The organism is Streptomyces aculeolatus (assembly GCF_020400605.1).
Lineage (GTDB): Bacteria > Actinomycetota > Actinomycetes > Streptomycetales > Streptomycetaceae > Streptomyces > Streptomyces aculeolatus.
The window spans coordinates 139,501-162,476 of sequence record NZ_JAINRD010000023.1 but is presented as its reverse complement, the minus strand read 5'-3'; the positions used below and the strand labels follow the sequence as shown (position 1 = coordinate 162,476).

The following is a 22,976-nucleotide window of genomic DNA, read 5'->3' as shown; positions in this document are numbered from 1 at the left end:
AGAAGCAGCTACCGTGTCTGACCCGAACCTGAACGACGCAGTCGCGACCGACGAGGTCGCCGGCGCAGCGCAGGCAGAGCCTGCCGAGCAGGTGGAGGCGGCCGAGACGGCGGCGGCGGAGGCAGGACTCGAGGCCGCCGAGGACGCCGAGGCCGAGGCCGGCGGGGCCGAGGACAGCGAGGACGGCGCCGAGAGCGCGGCCGGCGAGGCGGAGGCTGCCGACGAGGCGGCTGACGACGAGAAGGCCGACGACGAGGCAGCGGACGAGACCGCCGAGGCCGCGGAGACCGCCGAGGACGAGGCGGACGCGGACGAGAAGCCCGACGAGGCGGTCGAGGACGCCGAGCCGGCCGAGGACGCCGTCGACCCCGTCGAGGCGCTGCGCCAGGAGCTGCGCGGCCTGCCCGGCGAGTGGTACGTGATCCACACCTACGCGGGCTACGAGAAGCGGGTCAAGGCCAACCTCGAACAGCGCGCCGTCTCCCTGAACGTCGAGGACTTCATCTACCAGGCCGAGGTGCCCGAGGAAGAAGTCGTCCAGATCAAGAACGGCGAGCGCAGGAACGTCCGGCAGAACAAGCTCCCGGGCTACGTCCTGGTGCGGATGGACCTGACGAACGAGTCGTGGGGCGTCGTACGCAACACCCCGGGCGTCACCGGCTTCGTCGGCAACGCCTACGACCCGTACCCGCTGACGCTCGACGAGATCGTCCGCATGCTCGCCCCCGAGGCCGAGGAGAAGGCCGCCCGCGAGGCCGCGGAGGCCGAGGGCAAGCCGGTGCCGTCCCGCAAGGTCGAGGTGCAGGTGCTCGACTTCGCCGTGGGCGACTCGGTCACCGTCACCGACGGCCCGTTCGCGACGCTGCAGGCGACGATCAACGAGATCAACGCCGACTCGAAGAAGGTCAAGGGCCTGGTGGAGATCTTCGGCCGGGAGACCCCGGTCGAGCTGAGCTTCGACCAGATCCAGAAGAACGACTGAGGGCTTCCCGCCCGCCACGCTTCCGACCAGGTCAGACGGCTTTGCAGCCGCTCTGACCTGCTCGGTTTCAGGACCCGTACCCGAAACGGCTATCGTGGTGCGGTATGCCTCCATCCGGACGATCTGGCAATCACCGGATCGAGGCGCAAACCTCTCATTCAAGGACCCGGAGAGACATGCCTCCCAAGAAGAAGAAGGTCACGGGGCTGATCAAGCTCCAGATCCAGGCCGGTGCCGCGAACCCGGCCCCGCCGGTCGGCCCCGCGCTGGGCCAGCACGGCGTGAACATCATGGAGTTCTGCAAGGCGTACAACGCCGCGACCGAGTCGCAGCGCGGCTGGGTCATCCCGGTGGAGATCACGGTCTACGAGGACCGCTCGTTCACCTTCATCACCAAGACGCCGCCGGCCGCGAAGATGATCCTCAAGGCCGCGGGCGTCGAGAAGGGCTCCGGCGAGCCGCACAAGACCAAGGTCGCGAAGATCACCCGCGACCAGGTCCGCGAGATCGCCACCACCAAGATGGCCGACCTCAACGCCAACGACCTGGACGCCGCCGAGAAGATCATCGCCGGCACCGCCCGCTCCATGGGCGTCACGGTCGAGGGCTGAGCGGCCCACGCCCGCAGCAGCACCCTGTGGCAGGGCCGTGCGCCGGCCCGGACCACGACTCCGCAACGACACATCAGGAGCAGCAGTGAAGCGCAGCAAGGCACTCCGCGCCGGCGACGCCAAGGTCGACCGCACGCGGCAGTACGCACCTCTCGAGGCCGTCCGCCTCGCCAAGGAGACGTCCACGTCGAAGTTCGACGGCACCGTCGAGGTCGCCATGCGCCTGGGCATCGACCCGCGCAAGGCCGACCAGATGGTCCGCGGCACCGTGAACCTCCCGCACGGCACCGGCAAGACCGCCCGGGTCCTGGTCTTCGCGACCGGTGACCGTGCAGCGGCCGCGGAGGCCGCGGGCGCCGACATCGTCGGCGCCGACGAGCTGATCGACGAGGTGCAGAAGGGCCGTCTCGACTTCGACGCGGTCGTCGCCACCCCGGACCTCATGGGCAAGGTCGGCCGCCTCGGCCGCGTCCTCGGCCCGCGCGGTCTGATGCCGAACCCGAAGACCGGCACGGTCACGCCCGACGTGGCGAAGGCCGTCACCGAGATCAAGGGCGGCAAGATCGAGTTCCGCACCGACAAGCACTCCAACCTGCACTTCATCATCGGCAAGACCTCGTTCGACGAGCAGAAGCTGGTGGAGAACTACAGCGCGGCGCTGGAAGAGGTGCTGCGGCTCAAGCCGTCCGCCGCCAAGGGCCGTTACATCAAGAAGGCCACGATCACCACGACGATGGGCCCCGGCATCCCGGTGGACCCCGCGCGGGTGCGCAACCTCCTGACGGAGGACTCCGCGGTCTGACGGGCACCGCCCGTTCGACAACCGCGCATCATCTGTCACGGCCATGCAACGGGTCGGATCCGGAACGCCCATCGGGCACCGGGTCCGGCCCGTTTCTGGTGTTCACTGGCCGTACGGGCAGAACTCCTGCCCGAGAGAACGACCACCACGAGGGGGCGGGGATTCCCATGCACACGACCGTGAAGCGCGCAAGTGTCTCTCTGGGGGCGGCGCTGCTGCTCGCATTCGCGGCGGCCTGCGGGTCCGACTCCGGCGGCGGTGACGGCGGTTCGGGCAACGGGGGCGGCGACGGCGGCGGCAACGGCGGCAGCGGGGCCGTACGGGGCGCTCAGGCCGCGCTGCAGGCGATCGACGAGAAGACCACGGGCGCGGAGTCGTCGAAGTTCGAGAGCACCATGGTCATGGGCGAGGCGATGACCACCGAGAACGAGGGCGAACTCGACTGGGCCGACGGCGCGATCGGCACCGCCACCGTGAAGTACACCGACGGCCAGATGGCCTCCTCGATCCAGATGATGGACGACGACGGCACGCTGGACGCCCGCTACCTGCCGGACGCCTACTACGCGGGCGTCGAGGGCGCGTTCCAGACGCAGTACCCGGACAAGAAGTGGATCCGCTACGACTACGACGACCTGTCGGAGTTCATGGGCCCGTCCGGGGACTACATGAAGGACCAGATGCAGAACAGCACCCCGGGCCAGGCCGTGAAGCTGCTGCTGGCCTCCGAGGACGTCGAGGAGGTCGGCCAGGAGGAGGTGCGGGGCGTACAGACCACGCACTACTCCGGCACCGTGGACGTCTCCGACCTGGCACGCGCGTCGTCCAAGACGCTGAGCGAGCAGCAGCTGTCGGACCTGGAGGACCAGCTCGAGGCGTCCGGCGTCACCACGCAGACCGTCGACATCTGGGTGGACGAGAACGACCTCATGATCAAGCGTGAGGAGTCCGGGAAGATGACGGGCGGCGAGTTCAGCACCACCGTCTACTACTCGGACTACGGCGTCGACGTGAACGTCGAGGAGCCCTCGGCCGCCGAGAGCATCGACTTCACCGAAATCCAGTAGCAGCGGGCGGAGTTGCCCGATCCGCTAGCGTGTTCCCTTCCATGTTCCGGGACACGTGTACCCGGAGGGAAAGGATGACGATGCGTTCGACGTTCGTACGGGGTGGAGCCGCGCTCGGCGCGGCCGCCCTCGCCCTGACCGCCTTCACCGCCTGCGGCGACGACGACGGAGACGGCAAGGCGGCCGGCAGGAAGGGCGGGAACGCCGGTCAGCCGGTCGACGTGACGCCCGCAGCCGCCGTCCGCAAGGCCACGGAGAAGGCGGAGGACTTCACCTCCCTCGAATACCGGATGGCCGGCGAGGTCCCCGGTGAGGGCACGATGGAGGGCACGGGGGCCCTCAGCATGGACCCGCCGGCCATGCAGATGAAGATGACGGTGGACGGGGCGACCGCCGACGAGAGCGGCGAGGTGGAGATACGTCTCGTCGACGACGCGATGTACATGAACGCCGGCCCCGAGGCCGCCGCCGAGATGGACGGCAAGACCTGGCTGAAGATCGGCATGTCCGACGGCGGGGCGGGCGGCGGCGAGAACCCGCTGCTGGAGCTGAAGCAGGCGGACGACAACCCCGCCGAGGAAGCCCAGATGATGAACGCGGCCGAGGACCTGGAGCGGGTCGGCGAGGAGAAGGTCGAGGGGGTCCAGACCACCCGCTACACCGGCACGATCACCCTCGACGACCTCCGCGCGGACCTGAAGGGCAAGGACGCGAAGACGAAGAAGGACCGCCAGGAGCAGATCGACGAGATGGCGGAGCAGGGCTTCGACGAGTTCACCATGGACATGTGGATCGACGGCGAGGACCACACCAAGCAGTTCCGCATGCAGGCCGAGACGAAGGAGGGCCCGCTGGACACCACCATGACCTTCCTCAGCTACAACGAGCCCGTCACGGTCGAGGTCCCGCCGGCGTCCGAGACGGCGGACATGGACGCCATGATGAAGGAAGCGGACGCGGGGAGCGGCGCGTAGCACCCGCGTTCACACCGTGTACGACACCGGCCGTCCCGGGGGCGATTTGCCCGCGGGACGGCCGCTGCCGTACGATTCCCCCTTGTAGCCAAAGACCGCTGGCCGCCTCCGTACACCCGCAGGGGAGTGCGGTGGCCGAAGGTTCCGCGTACGCCGCGGACGGCCCGCGCAGGTGAATGAGGAAGACCCTCCCGCCGGGCCCCGTGCCCGTACGGTCGTGTCACGCCCCGTGCGCCTGCGCCGGGGCGTTTGTCGTGTGCGAGGGCCTCGTGCATCCGAAGGGCGGTCCCATCACCCGGAAGGAGGCTGAGGCTCATGGCGACGCCGGACAAGGTCGAGGCCGTCAAGGAGATCGCGGACAAGCTCCGCGGCTCCAACGCGGCCGTCGTGACCGCGTACACCGGACTGAGCGTGGCGCAGCTTAAGGATCTGCGCCGTTCTCTCGGCGAGAACGCGCAGTACCGAGTGGTGAAGAACACGCTGACCAAGATCGCGGCGAAGGAGGCCGGGCTCGAGCAGCTCGACGAGCACCTCCAGGGCTCGACCGCTGTCGCCTTCGTGACCGGTGACCCGGTCGAGGCGGCCAAGGGGCTGCGTAACTTCGCCAAGGACAACCCCGCGCTGGTCATCAAGGGCGGTGTCCTCGACGGCAAGTCCCTGACCGCCGCGGAGATCAACAAGCTTGCGGACCTCGAGTCCCGCGAGGTGCTGCTCGCCAAGCTGGCCGGTGGCATGAAGGCGTCCATGGCGAAGGCCGCGGCGACCTTCCAGGCCCCGCTCACGAAGTTCGTCCGCACCGCGGACGCGCTGCGCGACAAGGTCGAGCAGGGCGGTGCCGGTACGCCGGCTCCCGCCGACGCCGCGGAGTAGCGATCCCGCTCCCTCCGCAGCTCAGCGGGCACCGCGAACGCCCGCCGCACTGACGCATCAGTACAACCGGCACCAGCCGACTTAGTGGAAGGACCGCCATCATGGCGAAGCTCAGCCAGGACGACCTGCTCGCGCAGTTCGAGGAGATGACCCTTCTCGAGCTCTCCGACTTCGTGAAGAAGTTCGAGGAGAAGTTCGACGTCGAGGCCGCCGCGCCGGCCGCCGTCGTCGCCGCTCCGGGCGGTGGCGGCGCCGCCGCCGAGGCCGTCGAGGAGAAGGACGAGTTCGACGTCGTCCTCACCGGCGCCGGCGAGAAGAAGATCCAGGTCATCAAGGTCGTGCGCGAGCTGACCTCCCTCGGCCTGAAGGAGGCCAAGGAGCTGGTCGACGGCACGCCGAAGCCGGTTCTGGAGAAGGTCAACAAGGAGGCCGCGGAGAAGGCCAAGGAGTCCCTCGAGGGCGCCGGCGCCTCCGTCGAGGTCAAGTGACCTCGTCCCGGCCGGTCGGGGCGCTCTGAGCCCGGCCCGCCGGGGCTGACGGCCCCGTGCCGCAACCGAGGGCGATCACCCATGCGGGTGGTCGCCCTCGCTGCGTTGCCGGGCCCTCGGCCGGAGCGCTTGCCCCGCGCGCACCTGCGGGTATGGTGATCTTCACCGGCCGGGATGCCCCGACATGATCCCCCTGGGGCAGGGGGGCCTTGACGAACGGCCAGCGGCGCGCGATTCTCAGGTCGTCACATCGGTCCGTACTCCGAGGCATGGATCGGTGACTGAGTGGGAATGGCTTCAAGCGCGAAGGCATCCGGTATTCGGCATAACTTCAGGGGAGGCCCCACGCGAGGCGGGTGCTCCTCAGGCAGGGAGAGATCGACGATTTGCTGGTCTCCAGCCTCCGCTGGACATCAGTGTGGCGAGTCGCTACACTGACCCTTTGCGCTGCCTGTTAACTGCCCCCTGCCCGTCACCAGGGGTCTGTCCAGAGCTCGTACGATCTTGAGAGACACGCTTTGACCTGGGCGTTCTCCTCCCCGTGTGGGTTTTGGGACCGGTACGCGCGTAGTGAGTCCGAGCCCTCGGAAGGACCCCTCTTGGCCGCCTCGCGCACCGCCTCGACCGCTAGTACGAACAACGGCGCCAGCACCGCCCCGCTGCGCATCTCTTTCGCGAAGATCAAGGAACCCCTCGAGGTTCCGAACCTTCTTGCGCTCCAGACCGAGAGCTTCGACTGGCTCCTCGGCAACGACGCCTGGAAGGCTCGTGTCGAGGAGGCCCTGGATCATGGACAGGACGTCCCCACCAAGTCCGGCCTCGAGGAGATCTTCGAGGAGATCTCCCCGATCGAGGACTTCTCCGGGTCGATGTCGCTGACCTTCCGCGACCACCGCTTCGAGCCCCCGAAGAACTCCATCGACGAGTGCAAGGAGCGCGACTTCACGTACGCCGCGCCGCTCTTCGTCACCGCCGAGTTCACCAACAACGAGACCGGCGAGATCAAGTCCCAGACGGTCTTCATGGGCGACTTCCCGCTCATGACCGACAAGGGCACCTTCGTGATCAACGGCACCGAGCGTGTCGTGGTCTCGCAGCTCGTCCGGTCGCCGGGCGTCTACTTCGACTCCTCGATCGACAAGACCTCCGACAAGGACATCTTCTCCGTCAAGGTCATCCCCTCCCGGGGCGCCTGGCTGGAGATGGAGATCGACAAGCGCGACATGGTCGGTGTGCGCATCGACCGCAAGCGCAAGCAGTCGGTCACCGTGCTGCTCAAGGCGCTCGGCTGGACGAACGAGCAGATCCTCGAGGAGTTCGGCGAGTACGAGTCCATGCGCGCCACCCTGGAGAAGGACCACACCCAGGGCCAGGACGACGCGCTGCTCGACATCTACCGCAAGCTGCGTCCGGGCGAGCCGCCGACCAAGGAGGCCGCGCAGACGCTGCTGGAGAACCTGTACTTCAACCCCAAGCGCTACGACCTCGCCAAGGTCGGCCGCTACAAGATCAACAAGAAGCTGGGCGCCGCCGCGCCGCTCGACGCGGGCACGCTGACGGTCGAGGACATCATCGCCTCGATCAAGTACCTGGTGAAGCTGCACGCCGGCGAGGTCGAGACCGTCGGGGACAACGGCCAGTCCGTGGTCGTCGAGACCGACGACATCGACCACTTCGGCAACCGCCGCATCCGCAACGTCGGCGAGCTGATCCAGAACCAGGTGCGTACGGGCCTCGCCCGTATGGAGCGCGTCGTGCGCGAGCGCATGACGACCCAGGACGTCGAGGCGATCACGCCGCAGACCCTGATCAACATCCGGCCGGTCGTCGCCTCCATCAAGGAGTTCTTCGGCACCAGCCAGCTGTCGCAGTTCATGGACCAGACGAACCCGCTGTCCGGTCTGACCCACAAGCGCCGGCTCAACGCGCTCGGCCCCGGTGGTCTGTCCCGTGAGCGGGCCGGCTTCGAGGTCCGCGACGTGCACCCGTCGCACTACGGCCGCATGTGTCCGATCGAGACGCCGGAAGGCCCGAACATCGGCCTGATCGGCTCGCTCGCCTCGTACGGCCGGGTCAACGCGTTCGGCTTCATCGAGACCCCGTACCGCAAGGTCGTCGAGGGCGTCGTCACCGACGACGTGGACTACCTGACGGCCGACGAGGAGGACCGCTTCGTCATCGCGCAGGCCAACGCGCCGCTGACGAACGACCTGCACTTCGCCGAGAACCGCGTCCTGGTCCGCCGCCGCGGCGGCGAGGTCGACTACATCCCCGGCGACGACGTCGACTACATGGACGTCTCGCCGCGCCAGATGGTGTCGGTCGCGACCGCGATGATCCCCTTCCTCGAGCACGACGACGCCAACCGCGCGCTCATGGGCTCGAACATGATGCGCCAGGCCGTGCCGCTGATCAGGGCCGAGGCCCCGCTCGTCGGCACCGGCATGGAGTACCGCTGCGCGGTCGACGCCGGCGACGTCATCAAGGCCGAGAAGGACGGCGTGGTCCAGGAGGTCTCCGCCGACTACGTCACCGTCGCCAACGACGACGGCACCTACACCACGTACCGCGTCAACAAGTTCCACCGCTCCAACCAGGGCACCTCCTTCAACCAGAAGGTGCTCGTGGACGAGGGCTCCCGCGTCATCGAGGGCCAGGTGCTCGCCGACGGCCCCTCCACCGACGAGGGCGAGATGGCGCTCGGCAAGAACCTCCTGGTGGCGTTCATGCCGTGGGAGGGCCACAACTACGAGGACGCCATCATCCTCAGCCAGCGCCTCGTGCAGGACGACGTCCTGTCCTCGATCCACATCGAGGAGCACGAGGTCGACGCCCGCGACACCAAGCTGGGCCCCGAGGAGATCACCCGGGACATCCCGAACGTCTCCGAGGAGGTCCTCGCCGACCTCGACGAGCGCGGCATCATCCGCATCGGCGCCGAGGTCGTCGCCGGCGACATCCTGGTCGGCAAGGTCACGCCCAAGGGCGAGACCGAGCTGACCCCGGAGGAGCGGCTGCTGCGCGCGATCTTCGGCGAGAAGGCCCGCGAGGTCCGCGACACGTCCCTGAAGGTCCCGCACGGCGAGACCGGCCGCGTCATCGGCGTCCGCGTCTTCGACCGCGAGGAGGGCGACGAGCTGCCGCCCGGCGTGAACCAGCTCGTCCGCGTGTACGTCGCCCAGAAGCGCAAGATCACCGACGGCGACAAGCTCGCCGGCCGGCACGGCAACAAGGGCGTCATCGCCAAGATCCTGCCGATCGAGGACATGCCGTTCATGGAGGACGGCCACCCGGTCGACATCATCCTCAACCCGCTCGGCGTGCCCTCCCGGATGAACCCGGGCCAGGTGCTGGAGATCCACCTGGGCTGGCTCGCCGCCCAGGGCTGGGACGTCTCCGGCATCAAGGAGGAGTGGGCCGAGCGCCTGCAGGGCATCGGCGCCGACCAGGTCGCCTCCGGTACGAACGTCGCGACGCCGGTCTTCGACGGCGCCCGCGAGGACGAGCTGGCCGGCCTGATCCAGAACACGCTGCCCAACCGCGACGGCGACCGCATGGTGCAGCCGTCCGGCAAGGCGCAGCTCTTCGACGGCCGCTCCGGCGAGCCGTTCCCGGAGCCGATCTCCGTCGGCTACATGTACATCCTCAAGCTGCACCACCTCGTGGACGACAAGCTCCACGCCCGGTCCACCGGCCCGTACTCGATGATCACCCAGCAGCCGCTGGGCGGTAAGGCGCAGTTCGGCGGCCAGCGGTTCGGCGAGATGGAGGTGTGGGCCCTGGAGGCGTACGGCGCCGCCTACGCGCTGCAGGAGCTCCTCACCATCAAGTCGGACGACGTGACCGGCCGCGTGAAGGTCTACGAGGCCATCGTCAAGGGCGAGAACATCCCCGAGCCGGGCATCCCCGAGTCGTTCAAGGTGCTCATCAAGGAGATGCAGTCCCTGTGCCTGAACGTGGAGGTGCTCTCCTCCGACGGCATGTCCATCGAGATGCGCGACACGGACGAGGACGTCTTCCGTGCCGCCGAAGAGCTTGGCATCGACCTGTCCCGGCGCGAGCCGAGCAGCGTCGAAGAGGTCTGACGGGTCCGGGAGCGGCTTCCGTCGAAGCCGCTCCCTCCCCCTCGGCCCTGGCGGGCCAGGTGGCAACCCCACCCGCGACCCGCGATCAGACCCTATTGACACACGACCCTGAGAGGGATTGACGAGAGTGCTCGACGTCAACTTCTTCGACGAGCTGCGGATCGGCCTTGCGACCGCGGACGACATCCGGACCTGGTCGCACGGCGAGGTCAAGAAGCCCGAGACCATCAACTACCGCACCCTCAAGCCCGAGAAGGACGGCCTCTTCTGCGAGAAGATCTTCGGCCCCACCCGGGACTGGGAGTGCTACTGCGGCAAGTACAAGCGCGTCCGCTTCAAGGGCATCATCTGTGAGCGCTGCGGCGTCGAGGTGACCCGCGCCAAGGTGCGCCGTGAGCGGATGGGCCACATTGAGCTGGCCGCGCCCGTCACGCACATCTGGTACTTCAAGGGCGTTCCCTCGCGCCTCGGCTACCTGCTCGACCTGGCGCCGAAGGACCTGGAGAAGGTCATCTACTTCGCCGCCTACATGATCACGTGGGTGGACGACGAGCGCCGCCAGCGCGACCTGTCGTCGCTGGAGGCGCAGATCTCCGTCGAGCGCCAGCAGATCGAGCAGCGCCGCGACGGCGACCTGGAGGCCCGGGCCAAGAAGCAGGAAGCCGACCTGGCCGAGCTGGAGGCCGAGGGCGCCAAGGCCGACGTGCGCCGCAAGGTGCGCGAGGGCGGCGAGCGCGAGATGAAGCAGCTCCGCGACCGGGCCCAGCGCGAGCTGGACCGCCTGGACGAGGTGTGGAACCGCTTCAAGAACCTCAAGGTCCAGGACCTGGAGGGCGACGAGCTGCTCTACCGCGAGCTGCGCGACCGCTTCGGCACGTACTTCTCGGGCGGCATGGGCGCCGCGGCGCTGCAGAAGCGCCTGGAGTCCTTCGACCTGGACGAGGAGGCGGAGAAGCTCCGCGAGATCATCCGCACGGGCAAGGGCCAGAAGAAGACCCGCGCCCTGAAGCGGCTCAAGGTCGTCTCCGCGTTCCAGCACACCCGCAACAGCCCCAACGGCATGGTGCTGGACTGCGTCCCGGTGATCCCGCCGGACCTGCGTCCGATGGTGCAGCTCGACGGCGGCCGCTTCGCGACCTCCGACCTGAACGACCTGTACCGCCGCGTCATCAACCGCAACAACCGGCTGAAGCGGCTGCTCGACCTCGGCGCGCCCGAGATCATCGTCAACAACGAGAAGCGCATGCTGCAGGAGGCCGTCGACGCGCTGTTCGACAACGGCCGCCGCGGCCGGCCGGTGACCGGCCCGGGCAACCGCCCGCTGAAGTCGCTGTCCGACATGCTCAAGGGCAAGCAGGGCCGCTTCCGGCAGAACCTGCTCGGCAAGCGCGTCGACTACTCGGCCCGCTCCGTCATCGTCGTCGGCCCGCAGCTCAAGCTGCACCAGTGCGGCCTGCCCAAGGCCATGGCGCTGGAGCTCTTCAAGCCGTTCGTGATGAAGCGCCTGGTGGACCTGAACCACGCGCAGAACATCAAGAGCGCCAAGCGCATGGTCGAGCGCGGCCGCACGGTCGTGTACGACGTGCTGGAAGAGGTCATCGCCGAGCACCCGGTGCTGCTGAACCGCGCGCCGACGCTGCACCGCCTCGGCATCCAGGCGTTCGAGCCGCAGCTCGTCGAGGGCAAGGCCATCCAGATCCACCCGCTCGTCTGCACCGCGTTCAACGCGGACTTCGACGGCGACCAGATGGCCGTGCACCTCCCGCTGTCCGCGGAGGCGCAGGCCGAGGCCCGCATCCTCATGCTGTCCTCGAACAACATCCTCAAGCCGGCCGACGGCCGGCCGGTGACCATGCCCACCCAGGACATGGTGCTCGGGCTGTTCTTCCTCACCACCGACGAGATCGAGGGCGAGAAGAAGGGCGAGGAGCGGTCGTTCGCCTCGGTCGCCGAGGCGATCATGGCCTTCGACGCCGGCGAGCTGTCGCTCCAGGCGAACGTCGACATCCGCTTCCCGGTCGGCTCCGTGCCGCCGCGCGGCTGGACGCCGCCGGTGCCCGAGGGCGAGTCCGCGGCGGACTCGGACTGGCAGCCGGGCGACCCGTTCCGGCTGCGGACGACCCTGGGCCGCGCGCTCTTCAACGAGCTGCTGCCCGAGGACTACCCGTTCATCCACTACACCGTCGGCAAGAAGCAGCTCTCCGAGATCGTCAACGACCTCGCCGAGCGCTACCCGAAGGTGCTCGTCGCGCAGACCCTGGACAACCTGAAGTCCTCGGGCTTCTACTGGGCCACCCACTCCGGCGTCACCATCGCCATCTCGGACGTGGTCGTGCCGGAGGCGAAGAAGGAGATCATCGCCGGGTACGAGGCCCAGGACGAGAAGGTCCAGAAGCAGTACGAGCGCGGCCTGATCACCAAGGACGAGCGCACCCAGGAACTCATCGCGATCTGGACCAAGGCGACCAACGAGGTCGCCGAGGCCATGAACGAGAACTTCCCGAAGACCAACCCGATCTTCATGATGGTCAACTCGGGTGCGCGCGGAAACATGATGCAGATGCGTCAGATCGCGGGTATGCGCGGTCTGGTGTCCAACGCCAAGAACGAGACCATCCCGCGGCCGATCAAGTCCTCGTTCCGCGAGGGCCTGTCCGTGCTGGAGTACTTCATCTCCACGCACGGCGCCCGCAAGGGTCTCGCCGACACCGCGCTGCGCACCGCCGACTCCGGCTACCTGACCCGGCGCCTGGTGGACGTCTCGCAGGACGTGATCATCCGCGAGGAGGACTGCGGCACCGACCGCGGCCTGAAGCTGAAGATCGCGTCGACCGGCTCCGACGGCGTCCTCCGCAAGGAAGAGGACGTCGAGACCTCGGTGTACGCGCGCTGCCTCGCCGAGGACATCGTCGTCGACGGCAAGGTGCTGGCCCCGGCCGGCACCGACCTGGGCGACGTGCTCATCGACGAGCTGATCCGCCACGGTGTGGCGACGGTCAAGACCCGCTCGGTGCTCACCTGCGAGTCCGCCGTCGGCACCTGCGCCATGTGCTACGGCCGTTCGCTGGCCACCGGCAAGCTGGTGGACATCGGTGAGGCCGTGGGCATCATCGCCGCCCAGTCCATCGGCGAGCCCGGCACCCAGCTGACGATGCGCACCTTCCACACCGGTGGTGTGGCGGGTGAGGACATCACCCAGGGTCTGCCGCGTGTCGTCGAGCTCTTCGAGGCCCGTACGCCCAAGGGCGTGGCGCCGATCTCGGAGGCCGCGGGCCGGGTGCGGATCGAGGAGACGGAGAAGACCAAGAAGGTCGTCGTCACCCCCGACGACGGTTCCGACGAGGTCGCGTACGGCGTGTCCAAGCGCGCCCGTCTCACCGCCGGCGAAGGCGACCACGTCCAGGTCGGCCAGAAGCTGACCGTGGGTACGGAGAACCCGCACGACGTGCTGCGCATCCTGGGCCAGCGGGCCGTGCAGGTCCACCTGGTCGCCGAGGTGCAGAAGGTCTACAACAGCCAGGGCGTGTCCATCCACGACAAGCACATCGAGATCATCATCCGGCAGATGCTGCGCCGGGTGACGATCATCGAGTCCGGCGACGCGGAGCTGCTGCCGGGCGAGCTGGTCGAGCGCTCGAAGTTCGAGGGCGAGAACCGCCGTGTGGTGGCGGAGGGCGGCCACCCGGCCTCCGGCCGGCCGCAGCTCATGGGCATCACGAAGGCGTCGCTGGCCACCGAGTCGTGGCTGTCGGCGGCGTCGTTCCAGGAGACGACCAGGGTGCTGACCGACGCGGCGATCAACGCCAAGTCGGACTCCCTGATCGGCCTCAAGGAGAACGTGATCATCGGCAAGCTGATCCCGGCCGGTACGGGCCTGTCCCGCTACCGCAACATCCGGGTGGAGCCCACCGAGGAGGCCAAGGCCGCGATGTACTCGACCGTCGGCTACGACGACATCGACTACTCGCCCTTCGGCACCGGCTCCGGCCAGGCGGTCCCGCTGGAGGACTACGACTACGGCCCGTACAACCAGTAACGCGGCCGACGTCCACCGCACGCCCCGCAGGGCGGCTCTCCCCCGGGAGAGCCGCCCTGCGGCGTTCCAGGGGCCTTGTACGGGGCCGCGTGGAATCCCCGGCGGCCCGTGGCCGCCCGGGGGCCGACGAACGTACTGCACGGGGCTACCATGAAACAGCACGCGAACCGGACAACGTGGTGTACAGGGGGCGCACGGTGGCGACGCGAACTTCCCGCCGCCGCATCGGAACTCCCCTGCCGCCCCGAGCGTCCAGCACAATAGAAGGCACGCGGTACGCGGATGCCGCGGGTGGGGAGGTTCCTGAGTGTCCATGCAGCCGTGGGACCAAAGCCGGCCTCCGTCCATGCGTGCCTCGCACGCCGACCGGGAGCGGACGGTCGATGTGATCAAGGCCGGGTTCGCCGAGGGCCGGCTCACCCAGCCGGAGTACGAGCAGCGGATGTCGAAGGCGTACGAGGCGCAGACCTACGGCGAGCTGCACCTGCTCATCTCCGACCTGCCGCAGGGCCCCGTCGGCATTCCGACGATGCCGGCCGTGGTGCCGCGCACGTTCCAGCCCGTACCCGTCCTGCCGCCCCCGGCGGGCACGAACAGTACGGCGATCGGCGCTCTGGTGTGCGGGGCGCTGGTGCCGATGGTCGGCGTGACGTTCATCCCGGCGATCATCCTGGGGCACAAGGCGCGCGCCGAGATCCGCAGGACCGGCGAGTCGGGCGACGGCATGGCGCTCGCGGGCCTGGTCATCGGCTATCTGGCGCTGAGTTTCGTGGCGTTCATCGCCCTCATCGTGGCCGCCGTGGCCAGCAGCGGCGCATAACTGTACCCGGGTCCGTCGTCCCTTATGTCTTTTTGTTTTGACCGGAGCGGGTGGCTGTAGGTACCCTCTGACCTTGTGCCTGGGGTGTCCCCGGGTCTTCGCGTGCGCGGGGGCGCTCCCGCGAAGACGCCGAGGCTGTGACACCGAAGAGCTGCACTTCCCCGTGAGACTGGCGGGGATGTACGGGGCTTGCGACACACCCGACCGCGTGGGTCGGGCGTCGGCCGGTCTTCACGGACAAAACCCCAGGTTAGAAGTATCGAGATCGGCACACAGAAACCGGAGAAACGGTGCCTACGATCCAGCAGCTGGTCCGCAAGGGCCGGCAGGACAAGGTCGAGAAGAACAAGACGCCCGCGCTCGAGGGTTCGCCCCAGCGCCGCGGCGTGTGCACGCGTGTGTTCACCACCACCCCGAAGAAGCCGAACTCGGCCCTGCGTAAGGTCGCGCGTGTGCGTCTGACCAGCGGGATCGAGGTCACCGCTTACATCCCGGGTGAGGGGCACAACCTGCAGGAGCACTCGATCGTGCTCGTGCGCGGTGGCCGTGTGAAGGACCTGCCGGGCGTTCGCTACAAGATCATCCGCGGTTCGCTCGACACCCAGGGTGTCAAGAACCGCAAGCAGGCCCGCAGCCGCTACGGCGCCAAGAAGGAGAAGTAAGCATGCCTCGTAAGGGCCCCGCCCCGAAGCGACCGGTGCACATCGACCCGGTCTACAACTCTCCTCTGGTGACCTCCCTGATCAACAAGGTGCTGCTGCACGGCAAGCGCTCCACCGCCGAGCGCATCGTGTACGGCGCCATGGAGGGCCTGCGCGAGAAGACCGGCAACGACCCGGTCATCACGCTGAAGCGCGCCCTGGAGAACGTCAAGCCGGCCATCGAGGTCAAGTCCCGCCGCGTCGGCGGCGCGACCTACCAGGTCCCGGTCGAGGTCAAGCCCGGCCGGTCCGCCACGCTCGCGCTGCGCTGGCTCGTGGGTTACTCCCGCGCCCGCCGCGAGAAGACGATGACCGAGCGGCTCATGAACGAGCTGCTGGACGCCAGCAACGGCCTGGGCGCCTCCGTCAAGCGCCGCGAGGACACCCACAAGATGGCCGACGCCAACAAGGCCTTCGCGCACTACCGCTGGTAGTCGATAACCCCGTAGTTACGAGAGAGAAGACTGAGCCAACATGGCCACCACTTCACTTGACCTGGCCAAGGTCCGCAACATTGGGATCATGGCCCACATCGACGCGGGCAAGACGACCACCACCGAGCGGATCCTGTACTACACCGGTGTCTCGTACAAGATCGGTGAGGTCCACGACGGCGCAGCCACGATGGACTGGATGGCGCAGGAGCAGGAGCGCGGCATCACGATCACGTCCGCCGCGACGACCTGCCACTGGCCGCTCGATGAGGTCGACCACACCATCAACATCATCGACACCCCGGGCCACGTCGACTTCACCGTCGAGGTGGAGCGCTCGCTGCGCGTGCTCGACGGTGCGGTGACGGTGTTCGACGGCGTGGCCGGTGTGGAGCCGCAGTCCGAGACCGTGTGGCGCCAGGCCGACCGGTACGGCGTCCCGCGCATCTGCTTCGTCAACAAGCTGGACCGCACGGGCGCCGAGTTCCACCGCTGCGTCGACATGATCACCGACCGGCTGGGCGCGACCCCCCTGGTCATGCAGCTCCCGATCGGCACCGAGGCCGACTTCAAGGGCGTCGTGGACCTGGTCCGCATGAAGGCGTTCGTGTGGTCGCCCGAGGCCAAGCTCGGCGAGGCGTACGACGTCGTGGACATCCCCGAGACGCACCTCGAGGCGGCCGACGAGTGGCGGGGCACGCTGCTCGAAGCCGTCGCCGAGAACGACGAGGAGATGATGGAGCTGTACCTGGAGGGCGAGGAGCCCACCGAGGAGCAGCTCTACGCGGCCGTGCGCCGTATCACCATCAACTCCGGCAAGAGCGAGAGCACCACCGTCACCCCGGTGTTCTGCGGCACCGCGTTCAAGAACAAGGGCGTGCAGCCCCTGCTGGACGCGATCGTGCGCTACCTGCCGTCGCCGCTGGACGTCGAGGCCATCGAGGGGCACGCCGTAGGCAACCCCGACGAGGTCATCGTCCGCCGGCCGTCGGAGGAGGAGCCGCTCTCCGCGCTCGCCTTCAAGATCGCCAGCGACCCGCACCTGGGCAAGCTGACGTTCATCCGGGTCTACTCGGGCCGGCTGAACTCCGGCTCGCAGGTGCAGAACTCGGTCAAGGGCCGCAAGGAGCGCATCGGCAAGATCTACCGGATGCACGCCAACAAGCGTGAGGAGATCGAATCGGTGGGTGCCGGCGACATCGTCGCCGTCATGGGTCTGAAGCAGACCACCACCGGCGAGACCCTCAGCGACCCGGCGAAGCCGGTGATCCTGGAGTCCATGGACTTCCCGGCCCCGGTGATCGAGGTCGCCATCGAGCCGAAGTCCAAGGGCGACCAGGAGAAGCTGGGTGTCGCGATCCAGCGCCTCGCCGAGGAGGACCCGTCTTTCCGGGTCAAGACCGACGAGGAGACCGGCCAGACCATCATCTCGGGCATGGGCGAACTGCACCTCGACGTGCTGGTCGACCGTATGAAGCGCGAGTTCAAGGTCGAGGCGAACGTCGGTAAGCCGCAGGTGGCGTACCGCGAGACGGTTCGCCGGCCGGTGGCGAAGCACGAGTACACGCACAAGAAGCAGACCGGCGGCTCCGGCCAGTTCGCGCGCGTCATCATCGCGCTCGAACCGCTGGAGGGCGACGGCTACGAGTTCGTCAACGAGGTCACCGGCGGCCGCATCCCCAAGGAGTACATCCCCTCGGTGGACGCGGGCAGCCAGGAGGCCATGGAATTCGGCATCCTCGCCGGATACCCGCTGACGGGCGTGCGTGTGCGCCTGCTGGACGGTGCCTACCACGAGGTGGACTCGTCCGAGATGGCCTTCAAGATCGCCGGCTCGATGGCCTTCAAGGAGGCCGCCCGCAAGGCCGCTCCGGTCCTGCTGGAGCCGATGATGAAGGTCGAGGTCACGACGCCCGAGGACTACATGGGCGACGTGATCGGCGACATCAACTCGCGCCGTGGACAGATTCAGTCCATGGAGGACCGGAGCGGTGCCAAGCTGGTCACCGGTCTGGTCCCGCTGTCGGAGATGTTCGGCTACGTCGGCGACTTGCGCAGCAAGACGTCCGGCCGGGCGAGCTACTCCATGCAGTTCGACTCCTACGCCGAGGTTCCCAAGAACGTGGCCGAGGAGATCATCGCGAAGGCCAAGGGCGAGTGAAGCCGTAGGCTGTAGCAAACGGCATTCGGGGTATACCGCCGCAGATCCCCCGGGAACTGCGGCGGGCACCCCGGCCGCCGATACAGGCGGACTGGTCAAGGGCATCCCCCTAGGGGTCCTGACCGGTTCGGAACGACCACCTGGAACCCCTCCGTAGAAGGCGGGGGGCGTACAGCACCAGTCCACAGGAGGACCCCAGTGGCGAAGGCGAAGTTCGAGCGGACTAAGCCGCACGTCAACATCGGCACCATCGGTCACATCGACCACGGCAAGACCACTCTTACCGCGGCGATCACCAAGGTGCTGCACGACGCTTACCCGGACCTGAACGAGGCCTCGGCCTTCGACCAGATCGACAAGGCTCCGGAAGAGAAGCAGCGCGGTATCACGATTTCCATCGCGCACGTCGAATACCAGACCGAGTCGCGGCACTATGCGCACGTCGACTGCCCCGGTCACGCGGACTACATCAAGAACATGATCACCGGTGCCGCCCAGATGGACGGCGCGATCCTCGTGGTCGCCGCCACCGATGGTCCGATGCCGCAGACCAAGGAGCACGTGCTGCTCGCCCGCCAGGTCGGCGTGCCGTACATCGTCGTCGCGCTGAACAAGGCCGACATGGTGGACGACGAGGAGATCATGGAGCTCGTCGAGCTCGAGGTCCGTGAGCTTCTCTCCGAGTACGAGTTCCCGGGCGACGACGTCCCGGTCGTCAAGGTCTCCGCGCTGAAGGCGCTGGAGGGCGACGCCGAGTGGGGCAAGACCGTCCTCGACCTGATGAAGGCCGTCGACGAGTCCATCCCGGAGCCGGTCCGCGAGATCGACAAGCCGTTCCTGATGCCGATCGAGGACGTCTTCACGATCACCGGTCGTGGCACCGTCGTCACCGGCCGCATCGAGCGCGGCATCCTCAAGGTGAACGAGGAAGTCGCGATCATCGGCATCAAGGAAGAGACGACCAAGACCACGGTCACGGGCATCGAGATGTTCCGCAAGCTGCTGGACGAGGGCCAGGCCGGTGAGAACGTCGGCCTCCTCCTCCGCGGCATCAAGCGCGAGGACGTCGAGCGCGGCCAGGTCATCATTAAGCCGGGCACCGTCACCCCGCACACCGAGTTCGAGGCGACGGCGTACATCCTGTCGAAGGACGAGGGCGGTCGGCACACCCCGTTCTTCAACAACTACCGCCCGCAGTTCTACTTCCGCACCACCGACGTGACCGGCGTCGTGCACCTCCCCGAGGGCACGGAGATGGTCATGCCGGGCGACAACACCGACATGAAGGTGGAGCTGATCCAGCCCATCGCCATGGAGGAGGGCCTGAAGTTCGCCATCCGCGAGGGTGGCCGGACGGTGGGCGCCGGCCAGGTCACGAAGATCCTCAAGTGACCTGACGGTACGACGTCCCGGGGCCCCGGCCCGCCGCAAGGCGGACCGGGGCCTTTGGCGTGGGAGGGGTATTGCCTGTTCAGGTAATACGCCTCTTTCGGGATGCGGAATGGAATTCCAAATGCCTGGTGGGGCGGCGGTGGAATGGCCGGTCGCGTGCCAGTTATCCACAGCCTCAAATGCGGGGTGGTGAAGGTCGCCGCGGCTCCGATAGCGTCGACTGTCTGACGTATCGTCACCGTAACCGGGAGTTGATCGTGTCCCCGCGCGCCCTTTCCGCCACCGCGATGGCGGCTGCCGCCGCCCTGACCCTCCTGCTGACCGCCTGCGGCAGCGACGAGGACGACGGCACCCCGCAGGACGACAAGATCCAGGGCGCCGACAAGGCGAAGAAGTCGCCGTCGCCGAGCGCCTCGGAGGCGGGAGAGGGCAGACCGGAGATCAAGCTGCCGGACGACGTCACGTACGAGTTCGCGTGGTCGGAGACCGGCGATCCGGACAAGGACGCCGTACTCCGGGATGGGGAACAGCTGATCAAGGCGATCGATGTGGCGATTGCCGACCAGGATCCGACCCACGATGCGCTGCTGTTCTATACCGAGGGTGAGGCTGCCGCTGAAGCTGAGCGGTTCGTCCGGTTGTTCGTGGACGACAAGTCCCGGACGACTGGGACGTATCGCTTCTACGACGAGCAGGTGGAGATCAACGACGACGGAACCGCCACGCTCATCTATTGCGAGGACCAGGGCAAGGCATACAACAAGTCCTTGAAGACGGGGAAGGTGGACGTCACGCCCGTCACCGAGGACAGCTACCTCGTCTACAACACCAAACTGCGTGAGAACGACAGTGGGGTGTGGATCACTGAGCAGGTGGTATCGGACAGGGGTGCAGCGCAATGTCAGCCGTGAGGATCGTACGCGGCGTCGTGGCTGCGTTATGCATGCTGGGAGTTCTGGTCGCTCCGCTCTCCGCGTCCGCGGATGAGACCCCTGGCGGTGCCGATTTCGGTGGTGGCGGCGGCGATGACGGTGGGCAGGTCGACGGGGATGCGGCCGGGCAGGTTCTGCACGCCGAGGTCGGCGGTGTCGTCGTCGACGAGTCGGAGAACGGGACCGGCGGGGTTGGGGGCGGCACCGGTGTGTTGGATCCGGTGGGCGACTGGGCGCCGCCGCCTTGCTGGTACGCGCCGCTGTACACGCCCAAGCAACTCAAGAAGGAGATGGAGCACACCTGGTCGCTGGAGTCCACCGGCTACCAATGGGACGCCGAACAGCGGGCAAGGTACGTCGATGGTGGCGACGAGCCCGGGACGTACGATGACTTCAACATGGCGAAGTCCGGTGACGGCTATTGGTGGGACGGCTACGTTCCCGACGGCGGCGAGGGCGTCCCGGGGGCGTTGGAGTGCGATGACGGGCCGTTCTGGGTGGACACGGGCGATCCGCCGCCGGCCGCGTACGCGAACGCCGTGACGCCGGAGATCCTCGCCGGGATCGCGTACGACCGTATCCGCGTGCCGGATACGGAGATCAGTCTCAAGCCCGACGCGCAGAGGGCGCAGAAGGTGAATCTCCCGACCTGGGCGTGGCTGGACGAGGCCACCTTCGAGCCCGTCTCGGTCACCGCACGGGTGCCGGTGCTGGACTTATGGGCCAGGACCACCGCGACTCCCGTCTCGCTCACCCTCGACCCCGGCACCGATGACGCCGAGCTGCACCCCTCCTCGGGCACTTGCCCCATCAACGACGACGGCTCTATCGGCACCCCGTTCACCCCGGGATCCGTGGAAGAGACCCCGCCCTGCGGGCTGACCTACCTGCGTGCAACGCCGGAAGGTGAGTTCTATCCGTTCCGCGCGACGGTCACCTGGTCCATCGAATGGGAGGGCTCCGGCGACACGGGCGGCGATCTGCCCGACGGATCCTTCGGCGCGACCACCGAGCTGGAGGTCGACGAGATCCAGTCCGTCGTCCGGTGACGCGCGCCAGGAGGGGCACGTGAGCGATCTGTACGTGGATATGGAGACCCTCGACCGGGTCCGGCGCAACATCGAGCGCATATCGGAGTTGATGAAGCGGCCGGGGCGGGAGATGGAGGACGTCGACGGCTGGTCGATGGGTGTGGATGCGCTGGCTCGTCGAATGGACGACTTCGGGGACGAGTGGTCGTACGGCATCGGGCAGATCGAGAAGTTCTCGGACGCCGCGTCGGAAGCCCTGCTGAAGGTCAAGCAGGAGTTCCAGCGGGTGGACGGTGAGCTTGCCGACGCGCTCCCGCAACCACGCACCCAGGGCGGCGGGGGACGCGCATGAGTCCGCTACAGCCGGCCGACTTCTCCTCCCTCGGGTTCATGCCCTGTCCGGGCGACGTACGGGGTGCGGATGACGTCGCCAAGGTGGTGCGGCGGACCGCACGGGCGCTGTCCGAGATCTGCCACGTACTGCACGGAACCGGGCCCGGTGACTGGAAGGGCAAAGCGGCGGAGGCGTTCCGGGAGAAGTTCGAGGACGACTTCCGGCCCAAGATGGACGAGGCCCGTGACTCGTTCGGCATGGCCGCTACGGCCCTGGAGGGCTGGGCTGAGTACATGCGCACCCAGCAGGATGTGGCGCGCCAGTTGGAGCGCGAGGCCGAGGATGCCGAGCGCGAACTGAGCAAGGCGCTGCGCAGGCTGGACGTGGCCACCGATGACGACGCCAAGCCTCCGGCCGAGGGCTCCCCGGACCGGTACCGGCAGGCCGGCACGGCACGGGGCGAGTCCGATCGGGCCCGCGAGGAGGAGCAGCGCCATAAGGCGCAGGGCGCGGTCGACAACGCGTCCCTGCGGCTGGAAGACGTGCGGCGCCGTGCCCGCTCCCTCGCGGAGGACTACCGGGCCGAGGGCCAGATGGTCGCGAACCGCCTCCGCGGCGCGATGGAGATCGCCCCTGACGAGCCGGGACTGTTCGACAAGATCGCCGACACGATCAGCGATCTGTCCGGCTCGTTCGGCGAGTACCTGGAGACGGTGACAGAGGGCATCGCGAAGCTCGCCGACGACGTCGTCCAATGGGTGGAGGACCACGCCGCCAACATCGCGGCGATCGGAGATGTGTTCGCGGCCGTCAGTGCTGTTCTCGGGGCTGTCTCCATGGCGTTCTACTTCGCGGCATGGGCGACTCGGGTTCCCCACCTCGCAGTGGTCGGTGGTGCCATTGGCCAAGCTTCGGCCGGCACGGCGACGATCGCTTTCGCTGCGCACAGCGTGGCGCGGATGGCCGGCGCTGACGTTTCGGACCGCACCCTTGCGCAGGATGCCGTAGGAGCCGTCCCGTTTGGGGCGAACGTGAGGTTCATCGGGAATACCGGACAAGCCATCGCGAGGAGTTCGCATGCCTCCGGTGCGTCCAATCTGGGATTGGTCGACTCCTGGATCGGGCTGCACGCGAACCCGCAGGTATTCGAGAACTTCGTGCCGAAAGGCAACCGACAGAAGGCAGAGATGTTCCTGCCCGGGGGAGCCGGCACGATGCTTGTCGCCTTCGAGAATGCATGGAAGTCGGCCTGAGAG

At 67.8% G+C, this 22,976-nt stretch carries 18 protein-coding genes; all 18 read left to right on the top strand.

Annotated elements, in window-relative coordinates:
- Positions 1 to 13 precede the first annotated feature (13 nt).
- Positions 14 to 982 carry a transcription termination/antitermination protein NusG gene (gene nusG / locus LG396_RS30735; RefSeq protein WP_225797246.1) on the top strand — a complete coding sequence of 323 codons (969 nt, stop codon included), beginning with the start codon at positions 14 to 16 and terminating at the stop codon, positions 980 to 982.
- Between the two features lie 176 nt (positions 983 to 1,158).
- Positions 1,159 to 1,593 carry a 50S ribosomal protein L11 gene (gene rplK / locus LG396_RS30730; protein WP_018834878.1) on the top strand — a complete coding sequence of 145 codons (435 nt, stop codon included), beginning with the start codon at positions 1,159 to 1,161 and terminating at the stop codon, positions 1,591 to 1,593.
- Between the two features lie 85 nt (positions 1,594 to 1,678).
- A complete protein-coding gene (gene rplA / locus LG396_RS30725; protein ID WP_018834877.1) occupies positions 1,679 to 2,395 on the top strand; it encodes a 50S ribosomal protein L1 in 717 nt (238 codons plus the stop codon).
- A 167-nt stretch (positions 2,396 to 2,562) separates the two neighbouring features.
- A complete protein-coding gene (locus LG396_RS30720) occupies positions 2,563 to 3,462 on the top strand; it encodes an SCO4651 family lipoprotein (RefSeq protein WP_037740050.1) in 900 nt (299 codons plus the stop codon).
- Between the two features lie 74 nt (positions 3,463 to 3,536).
- On the top strand, positions 3,537 to 4,436 hold the full coding sequence (locus LG396_RS30715; RefSeq protein ID WP_225797245.1) for an SCO4651 family lipoprotein: 900 nt from the start codon (positions 3,537 to 3,539) through the stop codon (positions 4,434 to 4,436).
- Positions 4,437 to 4,751: 315 nt separating this feature from the next.
- Complete coding sequence (rplJ, locus tag LG396_RS30710; RefSeq protein WP_018834874.1) at positions 4,752 to 5,306, top strand: 50S ribosomal protein L10; 555 nt, start codon at positions 4,752 to 4,754, stop codon at positions 5,304 to 5,306.
- A gap of 101 nt (positions 5,307 to 5,407) precedes the next feature.
- Positions 5,408 to 5,794: a 50S ribosomal protein L7/L12 gene (rplL, locus tag LG396_RS30705; RefSeq protein ID WP_100299313.1), complete on the top strand. Its 387-nt coding sequence runs from the start codon at positions 5,408 to 5,410 to the stop codon at positions 5,792 to 5,794.
- Between the two features lie 599 nt (positions 5,795 to 6,393).
- Complete coding sequence (gene rpoB / locus LG396_RS30700; protein WP_018834872.1) at positions 6,394 to 9,879, top strand: DNA-directed RNA polymerase subunit beta; 3,486 nt, start codon at positions 6,394 to 6,396, stop codon at positions 9,877 to 9,879.
- Positions 9,880 to 10,006: 127 nt separating this feature from the next.
- Complete coding sequence (locus tag LG396_RS30695) at positions 10,007 to 13,915, top strand: DNA-directed RNA polymerase subunit beta' (RefSeq protein WP_018834871.1); 3,909 nt, start codon at positions 10,007 to 10,009, stop codon at positions 13,913 to 13,915.
- Positions 13,916 to 14,261: 346 nt separating this feature from the next.
- On the top strand, positions 14,262 to 14,735 hold the full coding sequence (locus LG396_RS30690; protein WP_018834870.1) for a DUF1707 and DUF4190 domain-containing protein: 474 nt from the start codon (positions 14,262 to 14,264) through the stop codon (positions 14,733 to 14,735).
- 290 nt (positions 14,736 to 15,025) lie between these two features.
- Entirely contained in the window at positions 15,026 to 15,397 is a 372-nt protein-coding gene (gene rpsL / locus LG396_RS30685; protein WP_003948652.1) for a 30S ribosomal protein S12, read from the top strand.
- A gap of 2 nt (positions 15,398 to 15,399) precedes the next feature.
- Entirely contained in the window at positions 15,400 to 15,870 is a 471-nt protein-coding gene (gene rpsG / locus LG396_RS30680) for a 30S ribosomal protein S7 (RefSeq protein WP_018834869.1), read from the top strand.
- 40 nt (positions 15,871 to 15,910) lie between these two features.
- Positions 15,911 to 18,031, top strand: coding sequence for an elongation factor G (fusA, locus tag LG396_RS30675; protein WP_026276090.1), 2,121 nt, complete (start codon positions 15,911 to 15,913; stop codon positions 18,029 to 18,031).
- A gap of 198 nt (positions 18,032 to 18,229) precedes the next feature.
- Positions 18,230 to 19,423 (top strand): elongation factor Tu, encoded by a 1,194-nt coding sequence (gene tuf / locus LG396_RS30670; RefSeq protein WP_018834867.1) that lies wholly within the window; start codon positions 18,230 to 18,232, stop codon positions 19,421 to 19,423.
- 257 nt (positions 19,424 to 19,680) lie between these two features.
- Positions 19,681 to 20,334 carry a hypothetical protein gene (locus tag LG396_RS30665; RefSeq protein WP_225797244.1) on the top strand — a complete coding sequence of 218 codons (654 nt, stop codon included), beginning with the start codon at positions 19,681 to 19,683 and terminating at the stop codon, positions 20,332 to 20,334.
- A complete protein-coding gene (locus LG396_RS30660) occupies positions 20,322 to 21,404 on the top strand; it encodes a hypothetical protein (RefSeq protein WP_225797243.1) in 1,083 nt (360 codons plus the stop codon). The genes LG396_RS30665 and LG396_RS30660 overlap by 13 nt, the downstream gene beginning before the upstream one ends.
- Before the next feature lie 19 nt (positions 21,405 to 21,423).
- The gene (locus LG396_RS30655; RefSeq protein ID WP_225797242.1) at positions 21,424 to 21,738 is read left to right on the top strand and encodes a hypothetical protein; all 315 of its coding nucleotides are present in this window, start codon (positions 21,424 to 21,426) and stop codon (positions 21,736 to 21,738) included.
- A complete protein-coding gene (locus LG396_RS30650; RefSeq protein WP_225797241.1) occupies positions 21,735 to 22,973 on the top strand; it encodes a putative T7SS-secreted protein in 1,239 nt (412 codons plus the stop codon). The genes LG396_RS30655 and LG396_RS30650 overlap by 4 nt, the downstream gene beginning before the upstream one ends.
- Positions 22,974 to 22,976 lie beyond the last annotated feature (3 nt).